Consider the following 16,160-nt stretch of genomic DNA (forward strand, 5'->3'; position numbering starts at 1 on the left):
TATGCCAGGATTTTATAGGTTTTAACTCATGGTAGTTCTACCTCTAATTATCCTCTTCAGCTTTCTTTTTCACCTCCTTAGTCATTTTTAAAGTGAGTAGCAGCAATAAACCCAATGATACCACAATAGCTGTCCATATAAACACTGTATAATCCTTACCGGCTTTTGGCTTTTCGGCTTGTAGTACATTGTTTTTAACAACCGCGCCGTGAGCAATGGCAGGAATATTATCCTTAATGCTATCCGCAAAAAATTTCAGATCGTATTCCGGGGCCTGGGCGGTTGAATCGCCCGCGAGCAGGCGATAGCTTTGTTTGCCATCCAGGTAGCTGATAATGTACTCATCTGATTGATAAGCGTTGATCCCTGTAATGGTTAAAGGTTGGTTATCACCATTGCCGATCTCCAATAATAATTGTTTGGCTTTTGCCGAAAACAGGAGGTCGTTATTTTTAGCAGAGTTTAGTTCCGCTTCAATTATCGCTTCTTTATAATTACCAATTATTTGGTAAATGGTGATGCTCCGCTTAAAGTATTTGGGGGCAGTGATGTTTAAATGCAGCTTATTTACCTGGTAATTATCATTCAGTTTTATGTTGATAAATGTGGTTTTGTTGCTATCGGCGCGGGTAAACTTAACTCCGGGTATTGGTGAGTAAGCCAGTGTTTTGGCATATTCGGTATAAATGCCCGCCTGTAAAAATTTAATGGGCGTTTTCCTTTTGTCATCAACTAAAATTTTCAAATACCGGTAGCTGCTGGCCGGGAAGGAGAGCGATTGCATATAAGTTCCCTCGCTGTTCTGCACGGCTTCCTGCAGGGAAATCTCCTCCTGTATCGCAAACCATTGTTTCAAGTCATCGCTGCCCATCAGGTTTACTTTACGTTGTACAGCAGTATTCTGCAGCTTTATCCAAAGGCGGTCAAGGGGCAGGCCGGTTTTGTTTTCGACTGTATAGGTGGTCCCGGTGTCTGTTGGCAGGTGGGTATCTATCCTGTTAAAAACAACAAAACTTTTCTGGTCTTTTTGAGGCAAGCTTCCGGCTTTTATATAAGGCACAAAATTGCCTTTGGCATCGGCTATCCTGATATCGGCCATACCAGGTTTGGCTTTCGCCACAAAAGCAGGCTGCAGGCTGATGCGGTAAAAACCGGTACTCCCGGGCTTTTGCAGGGCCGCCCCATATTTAAAACTCTTTTGTGCCGATGCCGCTAACATCAATCCGCAAAAAAGCGCGGTTAATATTATGCTATTCTTCCTTACTCTTAGCTTTATCATCAACAATAATTTTTTTAACCTTTTGGTACATAAACGATATAATAAGCAGCAAAACACCCAGGCAAAAGAAAGCCGCTATTTTACCAGCCTGCGGGATATCAACAATATCAAACAAAAATAATTTTAATAATGTAAGCGAGAAGAGGCTTAATGATACAATACGCATGGTGCGCACTTTATAATGCATCCCCAGCCACATTAGCGCGAATGACAACAGGCCCCACAAAATAGGCAAGCCGGTTTTAGTATAAACGGTTTCTATCCGCTCAATAGAATGCAATTTGCCATAAAACAAAATGTTGCTCAGCAGGCATACCTCTAAACTTAAAAAAGTGACAATGCCGGCGCTCAATATCCAGGTGAACAGTGTTTTCATCCCATCATCCAGCAAAGTTTGGCACAGGCGGACGACTCGGTAAAACAACAATGCGATAAATGCAGTACTTATCCAATGGGCAGCAAAATGACCAGCCGGTGGCTTTTTGGTGTTCAACATGCTGGTCAGCAGGTCGAAAAAATCAGGCATCAGGGTAAGGTAAACCGTAATGCAAACCAGCAGTATAGCCAGGCGGATGTTGTTATTAAACTTCAGGACCGGTGCTTTTATAGATACGAGATAATAGCTATATACAAATGCCGGGGTGTATAGCATCAGGTATAAAATATTTAGCGTTGTTTCGGGATAGCGGTTTAAAAACTGGTGATTGATCTCTAATAATCCGCTTAAAAACAAAAGTGCAAGACCGGCAATACCAAACACCTGCTTATTAATACCTACGCGATATACTTCTTTAGACTCGTCGCGCCCAACCAATACAAATAACAGGAAAGAGCTTATAGCTGCTACCAAAGTGGTAATAAAGCCCTTGTTGGCAATAACGGTTAAAGCAATTTCATGGTGGGTATATAATTGCGACCAATCCATAAATAAACTCAACAGCATGGCTGTCCATAATATGAGCGAGGTAAGCTTCATGAGCTTAATTGTCGAACGCAGGTACAGCCAGTATAACAGCACCGTTTCTGTTGCCCAGAAAAGGGTAATGCTGTTTCCATGCAGTTGAATAGGCGCTGCCAGAGAAATAAAGGTTAAGGTGATACCTATCAGCAGGTACAAAATATTGGTATCAACTTTGCGATTACGAAACAGGATGTAGGATAAGATGAGATTTACTACTGCCAGGCACACACAAAATAAGCCGCGGAACTGCTCTTCATGCATCACCGTAAGCAGGTATAACCCGGCTGAAAAATATAAAGCGGTATTGATAAGCAATATACTAAAATCCGACCCAACGAATTTTTTGTTCTCTTTTACGTTATTCGCCACGTTGATGGCAAAGTAAAGCACATAAAATATACTGGCGTAAATAAAGCCGTAATGATAGGTTGGCGCGGTAAGCGTATACAGCACGCCTGCAAATACTATCACGGTAAAAGCGAAGGATACTATATTAAGCACCCGCCACGCTTTATAATAGGCAATAATTAAAAGGCCGGTGTTCAATATCAGCAGGTAAATAAATAAAGCATCGTAATTGGCCTTGCCCGTACTCACCATAAACGGGCTTGCAAAACCGCCCACCAGGGCAATAACCGCAAGTTCCTGTCTATCATATAACAGGGAAAGCAGCACCGCGAAAATGGTGATCACGATGAGGATAATGAACGACGCGGTTTGGCTAAACAGATTAAACTGGTGAAATGCCAGCGTTATGGTAAAATAAAACACGGCTAAACCCCCACCCGCTAATACCGAGCTGAACGCTTTGTAATTATTGCGCAGCCAGTGGGCAATAGCTACTAATATAGCGCCGCAGGCAATACCAATACCCACACGACCGGCCGGGCCAACCCAGCCGCTATCAATAGCGAATTTTACAAAATAGCCAATAGCAAGCACCAGTATGGCGATACCAATTTTATTGATGAGGTTTTCGCCAATGAATTTTTCCAGGTCGGGATGGCTTTCAAAAAATGAAGGATTCGGCTCTTTGGCTTTTGGCGGATACAGATCTGAGGTTTTAACCGGCCTGTGTATGGTTGATAAGTTATCACGGATTACCGCTGACTGTTTTTCAACATCAACAGGTTTAACAGTTTCTGATTGCGGTTTTATCTCCGGCGGGGCTGGCGGCCGGGGCGGGGCAACCGGTGCTTCCTGCGGTTTTATTGGGGGAGTCTCTTTAACAACAGGCTTGGGTGCCTCCTGGGGTTTGGCGGGCTCTTCCGCCGGTCGCGACACTCTTAAGTGTTCTATCATGCGCTTTAGCTCCAATATCTGGATTTCCAGCGCCCCAATACTGCGGTTAACACTGCTTTTGTTGTTTATTATTAAAACAACAATCAGTAAACACATAAATACGGTAAAAATATCCATAATCTTAGGTTTAGCAAAAACTAAAGATAGTGGATTTATGAAATAATAAGCATTATTAATAATTAAGGGCGGGGCAAACATTTTTAAGTTTAATTGTATTTTAGCAAACAAGTCGCTTTAACCGATTAATATACCCTGCCATTTAATGAAAGCAATTTTAAAACCTATGCTGTTGATAGTATTTGTATTAACGGCGTTTACAAGCTATGGTCAATCCATCAATCCCGCTCTTTTAAAAGGATCGTGGAAAGCTTTGTGGATAACCGTTCCCGGGGAATCGACCAAAGATTATGGTGTCTATTATTTCAGGAAGAGCATAGATTTAAAGGACAAGCCCAATTCGTTCATTGTTCACGTATCTGCCGACAACAGGTATAAACTGTATGTTAACCAAACGCTGGTATCATTAGGTCCGGCACGTGGCGATACCTATTACTGGAATTATGAAACTGTAGACCTGGCGCCCTATCTAAAAGCGGGCAATAACAGCATTGCAGCCGTGGTTTGGAATGATGGGGATTACCGCCCCGAAGCACAGATCTCTATCCAGACGGGTTTTATTATGCAGGGAAATACCGAAGCGGAAGCTTTAATCAATACGGATAAAAGCTGGAAATGCATTCGTAACAAAGCATATCTGCCCATTGTTGGTGTGGGTTATGGCACGTATTTCGTAGCCGGACCGGGCGAACGGATAGATATGAACACCGGCATCAATAATTGGAATGCCGAAAACCTGGATGACAGCAGCTGGAAAAATGCTGTAAAAATAGATAATGGTAACCCGAAAGGAACCGTGAATGCTTTTGGATGGATGTTGGTACCCTCCTCTATTCCACCAATGGAATTAAAAAACCAGCGCATAGCCGCATTGCGTAAGGTGGAAGGGGTAAGTGTTCCGCAAACATTCCCGGCAACCAAAACAGCGCTAACCATCTCGGCCAATACAACGGCTACCCTGCTGCTTGATCAAACTTTTTTAACCAATGCTTTTATCTCACTTAATTTTAGCAAAGGCAAAAATGCGGGGATCAGTTTAAGTTATGCCGAAGCCCTGTTTATCAAATTGGATGGTCCCGTTGGTCTTGTAAAAGGTAACCGCGATGAGGTGGATGATAAAATATTTTCGGGTCGCCGGGATAGTATTATGTCAAATGGCAGTGTTGGTCAATCCTTTAATTCGCTTAGCTTTCGCACCTTTCGCTATATACAGTTAAAAATAACAACTGCCGGCGAGCCTTTACAGATCGATGATATTTACGGCACTTTTACCGGGTATCCTTTTAAGCTCAACGCGAAGCTTGATGGCACACCCGAAATGCAAAAGATGCTGGAGATAGGCTGGCGCACCGCCCGGCTTTGCGCAGGCGAAACCTACTATGACTGCCCTTATTATGAGCAGCTGCAATACGTTGGCGATAGCCGTATCCAGGCATTGGTATCGTACTACAACAGCGGCGACGATCGGCTGGTGCGTAATGCCATTAACCAGATGGATCATTCGCGCGTGGCCGAAGGCATTACCCTGAGCCGGCATCCATCGTTCTCCCCGCAGATAATCTCAACCTTCTCCTTATGGTATATAGGCATGTTGCACGATTACTGGATGTACCGGCCCGATAGCGCATTTGTAAAAGATAAGTTGCAGGGAGTACAGGATGTGCTGGCGTTTTTTGACAAATACCAGCAGACCGATGGCTCACTAAAAGATACCCCTTATTGGACATTTGCCGATTGGGTGAACAGTAAAGGATGGGATTTTGGAATGGCCCCCAAAAGCGCCAGCGGAAGCTCGGCCCTTATAGACCTGCAACTGATGTGGGCTTACCAGCAAGCTGCCGAAATGGAGGCTAAAATGGGCTTGCCTTTTTTGGCTGACAAGTATGCTGGCAAAGCCGCGCAACTAAAAGCGACCATTCAAAAAAAATATTGGATAGCCGGCAGGCAATTGTATTCGGATGTGGAGGATCAGCAGTTGTTTTCGCAGCATACCAACTCGCTGGCGGTGTTAACGGGGATGACATCCGGCAATGACGCATCTGCACTTGGCAAAAAACTAATGACCGATACTACGCTTACCCAATGTACCATCTACTTTAAATACTACCTGCACCAGGCCTTAATAAAAGCAGGCTTTGGTAATGATTATTTAAAATGGCTGGATATATGGCGTAAGAATATCAAAATGGGCCTCACTACCTGGGCCGAGATCTCGGATTTGGAACATAACCGGTCCGACTGCCATGCCTGGGGTGCAAGCCCAAATATTGAATTTTACCGAACCATATTGGGGATAGAAACTTACGCCCCCGGTTTTAGCAAAATAAAAATAGAGCCACATTTGGGGGATATAAAAAATGTGAGCGGCGAAATCCCGCATCCCAATGGAAAGTTGCTTGTAAAATATAGGTTTGAAAAGGGTAAATGGGATATTGAGGTTACCCTGCCGCAAAGCACATCGGGCGTTTTTGTGTGGAAAGGCCGAAATTATATGATTAATGCCGGCAAAAACAAGATAATTGTTTAAAAAGGAAGAAAAAAACATGATATAAATCATGTTTTCTTAGGAAAATACCAATAAAAAGATCATTTTTGCATCGTTTTTACCATTTTTGAGTAAAAATACTTGTATTTCTGTTTGAAAAGTGAAAAGCAACACTAACTTTACCTTGTAATGTTGATTGCTTATTGTATTGATTACACTTGTGTTAATTACACATTTAACAATCAGATATTATTAAAAATGTGATATTTACGCGCTACAATTATTAAACTACCCCGCTTAACCGCAGGTTTGCCAGCTCGCTAAAATCAATACAGATGAAAAAAACAACATCACAGGAAAAAATTCTTTCAATCGATATCGGTGGCTCACACATAAAAGCCACTATTTTAAATAAAAAGGGTGAGCTGAAAATGGATTACGACAAGGTACCCACGCCAGCCCCAGCCAGCCCCGATAATGTGATCAAGGCTATAAAAACATTGGTTAAGAACTTTCCGGCTTATGATAAAATTTCGGTTGGTTTCCCCGGCTACGTAAAAAATGGGGTTATAAAAACCGCCCCAAATCTCAACACCAAACTATGGGCTGATGTTGACCTTACTAAAAAACTAAGCGATGCATTGGGCAAGCCTACGCAAGTAGTAAATGATGCCGACATGCAGGGCCTGGGTGTGGTAAGCGGAAAAGGTTTAGAAATGGTGATAACACTGGGCACAGGTTTTGGTACCGCATTACTAATGAATGGCCACTTACTGCCGCACTTTGAGCTGGCCCACCTGCCAGTTAAAACCGGCAAAACCTATGATCAGTATATAGGCGAAAAGGCATTGGAAAAGTTCGGCAAGGAAAGGTGGAACAAGCGCATGCAGAAGGTTTTTGACATTTTAAAAACCGTTTTTAATTACGATACTTTATACATTGGCGGCGGCAACTCCGATTTGCTTACTTTTAAGCTGGATAAAAACATGAAAATAGTAACCAACGCCGATGGCATCAAAGGTGGTGCAAGGTTATGGCTTAATGACGAAGACAGTAAAACCAAACGCGTAATATCAACACCAACAGAATAATATACAATCCTCAATAAAATGGAAAATACAAAGGACATAGAAAAATTAGCAATAGACACCGTACGGGTCTTATCGGCAGATGCAGTGCAAAAAGCAAATTCCGGTCACCCCGGAACAGCAATGGCGCTTGCGCCTATGGGGCATGTTTTATGGACGAAGTTTTTAAATTACAACCCTAAAAACCCTGATTGGGCAAACCGCGACAGGTTCATCCTTTCGGCAGGGCACGCGTGTATATTGCAATACAACTTTTTGTATTTAACCGGCTATGACCTTAGTTTAGATGATATTAAACAATTTCGTCAGCTACATAGCAAAACCGCCGGGCACCCCGAATATGGTTTGGCCCCGGGTATTGATGTTACTACAGGCCCGTTGGGCCAGGGTTTTGCAAATGGCATAGGTTTTGCCATTGCGCAAAAACATTTAGCGGCACGTTACAACAAGCCCGGCTTCGAGCTTTTCAATTATAATATTTATGCTATTACCAGCGATGGTGATATGATGGAAGGTGTTACTTCTGAAGCCGCTTCATTAGCAGGGCATTTACAATTAGGTAACCTGATTTACCTGTATGATGATAACCACATATCTATTGAAGGCAGCACCGACATTGCTTTTAATGAAGATGTAAGCGCACGTTTCAGGTCATACGGCTGGCATGTACAGGATTTGCCGGATGTTAATGACACCCACGCGTTGGAACTGGCGTTAATAAATGCCAAAGCCGAAACACAAAAACCATCATTGATCCGCGTTCGTTCGCTGATAGCATATGGGAGCCCTAACAAATCGGGTACAGCAGGTTCACACGGTTCGCCGCTTGGTCCGGATGAAATTAAGCTGGTTAAAAAATTCTTTGACTTTGATCCCGAAAAATCATTCAACGTACCTGATGAGGTATTGGAATATTATCATGCTAAAGGTGCGAGGGGTGCGGGTTACGAAGAGAAATGGAATAAGCTATTTGCCGATTATAAAGTTAAATATCCCGAATTAGCTGCCGAATATGAACTGGCCAGCAGCGGTGGTTTACCACAGGGATGGAAAGACAAACTACCTGTATTTAAAGGCTCAGACCCTAAAATGGCTACCCGCCAGGCATCTGGTAAGGTATTAAATGCAGTTGCAGCAAGCCTGCCAAACCTTATAGGCGGCGCGGCAGATCTTTCGCCTTCAACAGAAACCAATTTAAAGGAATTTGATTCATTTACATCCGAGAACAGGGCTGGCCGCAACTTCCACTTCGGGATTCGTGAGCATGCTATGGGCTCGGCAATGAATGGTATGGCATTAACAAAAGGGGTACTTCCGTTTGGCGCTACCTTTTTAATGTTCTCTGAATATATGCGCCCGCCGATACGTTTAGCGGCCATTATGAAGATAAGCCCGATATTTGTTTACACGCACGATAGTATTGGCTTAGGCGAGGATGGTACAACCCACCAGCCTGTTGAGCAATTGGCGTCATTGCGTTCTATTCCTAATATTACGGTTATCCGCCCGGCCGATGCTAACGAAACCGCGCATGCATGGCGTGTTGCCATTGAGCACAAAGGTGGTCCGGTGGTTTTAGTATTCACCCGCCAGGGCTTGCCTATCCTCGACCAGGATAAATATGGTAAAGCATCCGACCTGGAAAAAGGAGCTTACATACTATCAGAAGCAAGCAAAACCCCCGAGCTGATATTAATGGCAACCGGATCTGAGGTGGCTTTAATAATGGAGGCCCAGGCAAAATTAGAGGCAGATGGTATCTCAACCCGCGTGGTTAGTATGCCATCATGGGAACTGTTTGAGAAACAGGATGCCGCTTATAAAGAAAAGGTATTCCCTAAAGCAATCAAAAAACGTTTGGCTGTGGAAATGGCATCCCCAATGGGCTGGCATAAATACACCACCGATGAAGGTGATATGTTAGGTATGACCACCTTTGGCGAATCTGCCCCGGCAGAAGCCCTGTACAAGTTTTTTGGCTTTACAGTGGAGAATGTAGTTAATAAGGCTAAAGCGCTTTTGTAGATATGAGACGTTAGATATGAGATTTGAGACTTAGCTGCGCAGGGTGCAGACGGTTCTGATCTCTTATCTGATTGAAAAATAGCAGATGTTAGATGTGTGATTTGAGAGTCGGGAGTTTGGCCAATTGGCAATGCTCTCATATCTCATATCTCACATCTCAAATCTAAATCCATGAATTGGGAAAGTAGTTTAATTAAAAACCTCGAATGGTCGTCAGAGATCATTAACGCCAGTGGCAAACAAAAGGTAGCGCTTGAAATTGCCGCGAAGGTAAAGGATGGCGATGTGCTGGGCGTAGGCTCCGGCTCCACCGTTTACCTGGCCTTGCTTGCTATTGCCGAAAGGATCAAGGCTGAAAAGCTGAACGTGCTGGCTATTCCTACTTCGCTGGAGATCTCGATGTTTTGCAGCAAGCTGGGTATTCCGCTTACCAGTTTGTTTGAAAACAAACCCGACTGGCTGTTTGATGGCGCTGATGAGGTTGACCCGAACAACAGCTTAATTAAAGGTCGCGGCGGGGCCATGTTTAAGGAAAAGCTATTGATCAGCTCGAGCACGGTGAATTATATTATTGTTGATGATTCAAAGATAGTGGATAAGATTGGCACGAATTTTCCTATTCCTATTGAGGTATTCCCTCAGGCGTTACTGCATGTGGAAGCAGAATTGAAGAAGCTGGGGGCCAATAGCATTGTTATAAGGCCAGCTAAAGGGAAAGATGGCCCCATTATTTCAGAGAACAACAACCTGGTTTTGGATTGCCGCTTTGATGAAGTGCCCAATAGCCTGGAGAAGGATATAAAAAGCATTACCGGCGTTATTGAGAGCGGATTGTTTATAGGATACGACCTGCAGATACTGGTGGCATCTAATAATTAAGATTGTTACGTTACTGTAACGCAATGATGATATTTAGCTTACAATAAACAGAATATTAACAAAGAACTTTACAAAACAGATCAAACGAATACATTTGCAGAAATATCTATCAAATTCATAGGCATTCGCAAATTCAATCCAATAAAAACACAATATTTTAAACAGACCAATATGGCAACCAACAACGTAAAACAGATACATGATTTCGGACAGAGTATCTGGCTTGATTTTATCGACCGCGAAATCATCGCATCCGGAAAACTGCAAAAATTAATTGACGAAGATGGCGTAAGAGGCGTAACCTCCAATCCGGCTATTTTTGAAAAAGCGATAACCGGCAGCTCTGATTATGATAATGATATCAGAGAACTTTCAGCAACCACAGAAGATAACGAGGAGTTATTTTTTGGTTTGGCAATAAGCGACATTCAGCAAGCTACCGCTTTATTTAAAGGCGTTTATGACGAATCAAACAAAGTTGACGGATATGTTAGCCTTGAAGTTTCGCCGTTTTTGGCTTTAGATACCGAAGGAACAGCAAAACAAGCCGAAGAGCTTTGGAAAAAAGTTAACCGCGAAAACGTAATGATCAAAATCCCTGGTACTAAACCAGGTTTAGCGGCTATTCAGCAATCAATTGCAAAAGGCATCAACATTAATGTTACGTTGCTTTTTGGCCTTGAGCGTTACGAAGAAGTAACCGAAGCCTATATTTCTGGTTTAGAGGAGCATTTAGCTGCAGGCCATAAAATTGGTCATATTGCATCAGTAGCAAGTTTCTTTTTAAGCCGTATCGATGTTATTGTTGATCCGTTATTAGAAGCAAAAGGCGAAAAAGCCCTAGTTGGCGAAGTTGCCATTGCATCTGCCAAGAAAGCATACGAAATTTACAAAAGAGTATTCAGCACCGAAAGATGGCAAAAACTGGCCGCAGAAGGCGCGCAGCCACAGCGTTTACTTTGGGCAAGTACAGGAAGCAAAAACCCTGCATTTAAAGATACCAAATACGTTGAGGCTTTGATTGGCCCGGATACTGTAGATACCGTTCCATTGGAAACTGTTGAAGCTTTCCGCGATCATGGTATTGCTGCCAACACGCTTGAAGCTGGTTTAGATGAAGCAACCGCTACTTTGGCCAAACTTAAAGACTTAGGTATCGATCTGGACGCCATCACCCAACAACTGGAAGATGAAGGCATCGAAAAATTCAATAAACCTTTCGAAAAACTGTTAAAAGCTATCGAAGATCAAAAAAGTAAAGTAGCCTAAACGGCTTTATGGAAACCGCAAACGTAAAGATCCTTTTTTTCGACGTAGGAGGTATTTTATTGTCGAACGGGTGGGGGCACGAGGCGCGCGAGGAAGCAGCCAAAAGGTTTAACCTTGATTATGCCGAAGTAAATGCCCTGCACAATTTTATATTCAACGTATATGAAATTGGCAGCATCACGCTGGATGAATACCTGGATACAGTAATATTTAACCGCCCCCGCGATTTTGTTCGTGAGGATTTTAAGGATTTTATTTATTCTACCTCGTATGAGCTGCCGGATATGCTGGCATGGCTAAAGGAGTGGAAAAAAGGTTGCGGTTTCCGTATTATCTCCGTTAATAACGAAGGTAAGGAGTTAAATGATTACCGGGTACGTAAGTTTAAACTGCACGATGCGTTCGACGCGTTTGTATCATCGTGCGAGGTAAAAATGCGCAAGCCCGATCCGGGTATATGGCAGCTGGCCATGGGCATTGCCCAGGCATCGCCACAGCAATGTGTGTATTTTGATGACCGGATGATGTTTGTTACAACGGCTCAAAAGTTGGGTATCCGTTCTTTTCAGCATACCAGTTTCGAAAAGACCAAAAAAATATTAGAAGACCTAAAAAAAGAAAACCTCAAAACAACATGAGTGCAACAACAGATAAATATGCTTTTGGCATGATAGGCTTAGGCGTTATGGGCCGAAGCTTACTACTCAATATGGCCGATCACGGTTTTGCAGTAGCCGGGCATGATAAAGATGCAGCTAAGGTATCATCATTAAATGATGAAGCCGGCGACAGGGCCGCTAAAGGCTTTGGCGATGTAAAGGAATTTATTCAAAGCCTTACTACTCCCCGGGCCATTATGATGCTGGTACCTGCCGGTAAAATTGTAGACGCTGTAATTGAGGAGCTTACTCCTTTATTGGAGAAAGGGGATATTTTAATTGATGGTGGAAACTCGCACTTTACAGATACCAACCGCCGCGTTGAAGAACTGGAAGCTATTGGCCTGCACTTTTTTGGTATGGGCGTTTCTGGTGGTGAGGAAGGCGCTCGCCGTGGTCCAAGCATGATGCCGGGCGGCGATAAGGATGCCTACGCAGTAATGAAACCGATATTTGAAGCCATTGCGGCTAAGGTTGATGGCGCACCATGCGTAACTTACATTGGCCCCGGAGCATCCGGTCACTTTGTTAAAATGGTGCATAACGGAATCGAGTATGGTATTATGCAGGTAATTGCCGAAACCTACGAGATTCTTAGAAAAGGCTTAAAGCTGGACAATGATTCTATACAAAAGATCTTCGCTCAATGGAATGCCGGCCGCCTACAGTCATTCCTTTTAGATATCACCAAGGATATTTTTGCATATAAAGCTCCCGGAGCTGATCATTTGTTATTAGATGATATTAAAGACGAAGCAAAAGCTAAAGGTACAGGTAAATGGACGTCACAAGTGGCTATGGACCTGGTTACTCCTATCCCAACCATCGATACTTCTGTATCCATGCGCGATCTGTCAAAATACAAGCAATTGCGCGAAAAAGCTTCAACCTTATACGGCGGCGATATCGAATTAGCCGGCGATAAAGAGGAATTACTGGTTGCTCTTGAGCAGGCTTTTTATTTTACATCTATAGTTACTTACGCGCAGGGCATGCACTTGCTGTCAAAAGCTTCTGAGGAGTACAAATACGATCTTCATTTGGGCGAAATTGCCAAAATATGGAGAGGTGGTTGTATCATCCGTTCGGAATTTTTGAATGATATTTTTAACGCGTACAATAAAGATCCACAGCTACCCCATTTACTATTGGACAGCGATGTGCAAAAATTAGTAAGTGAAACACTGCCGGGTATCAGGAAAATTTTATCGGGCACTATAGCCGCCGGTGTTGCCGCTCCCGGATATGCATCAGCTTTAAGTTATTTTGATGCTTTCCGCAGCGAAAAAATGCCATCGAACCTTACCCAGGCACAGCGCGATTATTTTGGCGCGCATACTTACGAGTTGATAGGCAAAGAAGGAACATTCCATACACAGTGGACCAAAGCCGAAGACTAATCATAAACTATTAAAGCTGATCACAATGAGCTCAAGCACAAAATCAGACCCTACCATATTCATCATTTTTGGTGGCACGGGCGATTTAAATTCCCGGAAAATTGCACCGGCCCTGTATAATCTTTTTTTAGATGGCTGGATGCCGAAACAATTTTCGATAATTGGTACAGGTCGTACAAAATTGACTGACGAGCAGTTCAGGGACAATTTACATAACGACATCGACCAGTTTTCGCGCAGCGGAAAAACTGACGAAAAAAAATGGGCCGAATTTGTAAAAAACATCTATTACCAGGTATCAGATGCAACCGACTTTGAAACCTATAAAGAATTTGGCAAACGCATTGAAAAACACAATGCCGAATGGAAAGCCAAAGCCAATGTATTGTTTTACCTGGCTGTAGCGCCAAACTTTTTCCCAATCATCGCATCCAACATATCAAAAGCCAAGTTGGCCGAAGATAAAAAACGGGTGCGTATCATTATCGAAAAACCATTCGGACACGACCTGGAAACAGCTAAGGAACTAAATACATTACTAAAGAGCATTTTTGACGAGTGCCAGATTTACCGTATAGATCATTACCTGGGTAAAGAAACCGTTCAGAATATTATGGCATTCCGCTTTGCTAACTCCATTATGGAGCCACTGTGGAACCGTAATTATATCGAGCACGTACAGATCTCGGTTACCGAGCAACTGGGAGTTGAAGAACGCGGAGATTACTACGACGGATCGGGCGCGATGAGGGATATGATCCAGAATCACCTGCTGCAATTGCTTTGCCACATAGCCATGGAGCCGCCGGTTAGCTTTAGCGCCGATGAGGTACGTGACCGTAAGGTTGATGTATTAAAGGCCATGCGTAAGTTTACACCCGAGGATGTACGTAATTCGGCCGTTAGGGGCCAGTATGGCAGCGGATGGATGAAAGGAAAAGAAGTTGCCGGCTACCGCGAAGAGCCAAAGGTTAATCCCGAATCAAATACAGAAACTTTTGCAGCTATCAAATTCTTTATAGATAACTGGCGCTGGCAGGGTGTTCCGTTTTATTTACGTACAGGTAAACGTATGCACCAGTCATCATCAGTTATTTCCATTCAATTTAAAGATGTACCGCATTTGATATTCCCTACTGAGGCAGCAGAAAGCTGGCAACAAAACAGGCTCATCATCAGCATTCAGCCCGAGATGAGTATCCGTTTGCAGGTACAGGCCAAGCGTCCCGGAATTGATATGGTATTAAACGTGGTTGATATGGTGTTTGACTATAAAGGCACTTATACCAACCAGGCACCTGAGGCTTATGAAACCCTGATATTGGATACCATGCTGGGCGATCAGACCCTGTTTATGCGTGGCGACCAGGTAGAAGAGGCATGGGAATTGGTAATGCCTATTTTGAGCACCTGGCAAAATAAAAAGAGTTTAAATTTCCCTAACTATTCGGCCGATTCATGGGGCCCGGAAGCCGCCGAGGCATTAATTGCCCGCGACGGATTTAACTGGTTCACATTACCGGTAAACGGCAAAAAACGTTAGTATTATGAACCTGAATATATTTAATACTGCCGATGAGGTGCTTGTAGCGCTGGCTGATTATTTTGTAAAAATAGCTGACGCGTCAATTGCAGCGAGAGGTAAGTTTACTGTTGCCCTTTCGGGCGGCAGTTCGCCAAAAAAACTATATGAGCTCCTTGCCTCTACCAGTTACGCCGACCAGGTTGATTGGGAAAAGGTTTATTTCTTTTTTGGCGATGAGCGCAATGTGCCCCAGGACCATAAGGATAGTAATTACCTGATGGCAAAAACAGCGATGTTTGATCCATTAATGATAAGCCCTGCCAATGTATTCGCGGTCAACACCACGTTTGAACCGGCAGAGGCCGCAGCCAGGTATTGGGAAATGATCTCTACCTTTTTTGATGAGGATGAACTAAGTTTCGATCTTGTATTGTTGGGTTTGGGCGATAACTCACACACGGCGTCGCTGTTTCCGCATACCCCGGTTTTGCATGATACCACGCCAGGTGTAAAGGAAGTTTGGCTGGAAGATCAGCAGGTATGGCGTATTACGCTTAATGCGCCCCTGATCAACGATGCCCGCTACATTGCGTTCCTGGTATACGGCGAAGGCAAGGCAATTGCTGTACACCATGTACTGGAAGATGAAGAAAATATTGAAGAATATCCTGCCCAGCTAATCGACTCCATAGTTGGCGAAACAGAATGGTTTTTAGATGAACCCGCCGCGGCGAACCTGGAAGGAGAATAAAAAATTAACATCTAATTGTTCGGGCTGCGTGGCTCTGAACTAAAATGCCTGCAGTTTATACATTGCAGGCATTTTTGTTATAAGCTTCTGCGTTCTCAAGATCGTGCCGGCAGATTGCTTAAATCGATGCCCCGCGCAGCACTGTAATAAACTAATATCGGGCTTAGTGTTTTAAAAATAGATAATATATATAGTAAAATTTGTCTGTAAGGCCATATAGAATTTATTTTAATTAAGTTTTGTGGTTTATTTATTGTTATTGTTTGGTTTAGGTCATTTTTCTATAAAAAATCAGGTAAAAAAACAATCTGTTTTATTGAATTTAATTTTTTTATGAATATTATAAATAACAAATAGCTAATAAACTACTTGATTTATAATATTAATAAATTTTTTAGATGAAAAATTAAAATAATGTAC

Annotated in this window: 11 protein-coding genes; 9 read left to right on the plus strand and 2 right to left on the minus strand. The window is 43.1% G+C overall.

Translation table 11 applies throughout. The features are described 5' to 3' along the window. Positions 1 to 43: 43 nt before the first annotated feature. Entirely contained in the window at positions 44 to 1,279 is a 1,236-nt protein-coding gene (locus AC1DQW_RS05595) for a DUF3999 family protein (protein WP_477453201.1), read from the minus strand. Then, positions 1,251 to 3,659 (minus strand): DUF2339 domain-containing protein, encoded by a 2,409-nt coding sequence (locus AC1DQW_RS05600; protein ID WP_477453202.1) that lies wholly within the window; start codon positions 3,657 to 3,659, stop codon positions 1,251 to 1,253. Before AC1DQW_RS05600 ends, AC1DQW_RS05595 begins: the two co-directional genes overlap by 29 nt. 145 nt (positions 3,660 to 3,804) lie before the next feature. On the opposite strand from AC1DQW_RS05600, the gene AC1DQW_RS05605 reads away from it, so the two are divergent. From AC1DQW_RS05605 to pgl, 9 genes are all read left to right on the plus strand, one after another. After that, positions 3,805 to 6,186 carry an alpha-L-rhamnosidase-related protein gene (locus AC1DQW_RS05605; RefSeq protein WP_477453203.1) on the plus strand — a complete coding sequence of 794 codons (2,382 nt, stop codon included), beginning with the start codon at positions 3,805 to 3,807 and terminating at the stop codon, positions 6,184 to 6,186. A gap of 293 nt (positions 6,187 to 6,479) precedes the next feature. Next, on the plus strand, positions 6,480 to 7,235 hold the full coding sequence (locus AC1DQW_RS05610; protein WP_477402633.1) for an ROK family protein: 756 nt from the start codon (positions 6,480 to 6,482) through the stop codon (positions 7,233 to 7,235). An 18-nt stretch (positions 7,236 to 7,253) separates the two neighbouring features. After that, a complete protein-coding gene (gene tkt / locus AC1DQW_RS05615; protein WP_477453204.1) occupies positions 7,254 to 9,257 on the plus strand; it encodes a transketolase in 2,004 nt (667 codons plus the stop codon). 171 nt (positions 9,258 to 9,428) lie between these two features. After that, positions 9,429 to 10,136 carry a ribose 5-phosphate isomerase A gene (gene rpiA, locus AC1DQW_RS05620; protein WP_477453205.1) on the plus strand — a complete coding sequence of 236 codons (708 nt, stop codon included), beginning with the start codon at positions 9,429 to 9,431 and terminating at the stop codon, positions 10,134 to 10,136. Between the two features lie 171 nt (positions 10,137 to 10,307). After that, the gene (tal, locus tag AC1DQW_RS05625) at positions 10,308 to 11,405 is read left to right on the plus strand and encodes a transaldolase (protein ID WP_477453206.1); all 1,098 of its coding nucleotides are present in this window, start codon (positions 10,308 to 10,310) and stop codon (positions 11,403 to 11,405) included. A gap of 8 nt (positions 11,406 to 11,413) precedes the next feature. Then, positions 11,414 to 12,043, plus strand: a complete 630-nt coding sequence (locus tag AC1DQW_RS05630; protein ID WP_477402637.1) for an HAD family hydrolase — start codon at positions 11,414 to 11,416, stop codon at positions 12,041 to 12,043. Continuing rightward, positions 12,040 to 13,464: an NADP-dependent phosphogluconate dehydrogenase gene (gene gndA, locus AC1DQW_RS05635; protein WP_477453207.1), complete on the plus strand. Its 1,425-nt coding sequence runs from the start codon at positions 12,040 to 12,042 to the stop codon at positions 13,462 to 13,464. The genes AC1DQW_RS05630 and gndA overlap by 4 nt, the downstream gene beginning before the upstream one ends. 25 nt (positions 13,465 to 13,489) lie before the next feature. Continuing rightward, positions 13,490 to 15,007: a glucose-6-phosphate dehydrogenase gene (gene zwf, locus AC1DQW_RS05640; RefSeq protein ID WP_477412770.1), complete on the plus strand. Its 1,518-nt coding sequence runs from the start codon at positions 13,490 to 13,492 to the stop codon at positions 15,005 to 15,007. Positions 15,008 to 15,011: 4 nt separating this feature from the next. After that, the gene (gene pgl / locus AC1DQW_RS05645; protein ID WP_477453208.1) at positions 15,012 to 15,740 is read left to right on the plus strand and encodes a 6-phosphogluconolactonase; all 729 of its coding nucleotides are present in this window, start codon (positions 15,012 to 15,014) and stop codon (positions 15,738 to 15,740) included. Positions 15,741 to 16,160 lie beyond the last annotated feature (420 nt).

The organism is Mucilaginibacter sp. P5_A4 (genome assembly GCF_056400605.1).

Excerpts from the sequence above, each read along its gene's own strand:
- AC1DQW_RS05630 (WP_477402637.1), top strand. The coding sequence starts at position 11,414 with ATGGAAACCGCAAACGTAAAGATCCTTTTTTTCGACGTAGGAGGTATT.
- AC1DQW_RS05595 (WP_477453201.1), bottom strand. The coding sequence starts at position 1,279 with ATGATAAAGCTAAGAGTAAGGAAGAATAGCATAATATTAACCGCGCTT.
- rpiA (WP_477453205.1), top strand. The coding sequence starts at position 9,429 with ATGAATTGGGAAAGTAGTTTAATTAAAAACCTCGAATGGTCGTCAGAG.
- AC1DQW_RS05605 (WP_477453203.1), top strand. The coding sequence starts at position 3,805 with ATGAAAGCAATTTTAAAACCTATGCTGTTGATAGTATTTGTATTAACG.
- AC1DQW_RS05600 (WP_477453202.1), bottom strand. The coding sequence starts at position 3,659 with ATGGATATTTTTACCGTATTTATGTGTTTACTGATTGTTGTTTTAATA.
- gndA (WP_477453207.1), top strand. The coding sequence starts at position 12,040 with ATGAGTGCAACAACAGATAAATATGCTTTTGGCATGATAGGCTTAGGC.
- tal (WP_477453206.1), top strand. The coding sequence starts at position 10,308 with ATGGCAACCAACAACGTAAAACAGATACATGATTTCGGACAGAGTATC.
- tkt (WP_477453204.1), top strand. The coding sequence starts at position 7,254 with ATGGAAAATACAAAGGACATAGAAAAATTAGCAATAGACACCGTACGG.
- pgl (WP_477453208.1), top strand. The coding sequence starts at position 15,012 with ATGAACCTGAATATATTTAATACTGCCGATGAGGTGCTTGTAGCGCTG.
- AC1DQW_RS05610 (WP_477402633.1), top strand. The coding sequence starts at position 6,480 with ATGAAAAAAACAACATCACAGGAAAAAATTCTTTCAATCGATATCGGT.
- zwf (WP_477412770.1), top strand. The coding sequence starts at position 13,490 with ATGAGCTCAAGCACAAAATCAGACCCTACCATATTCATCATTTTTGGT.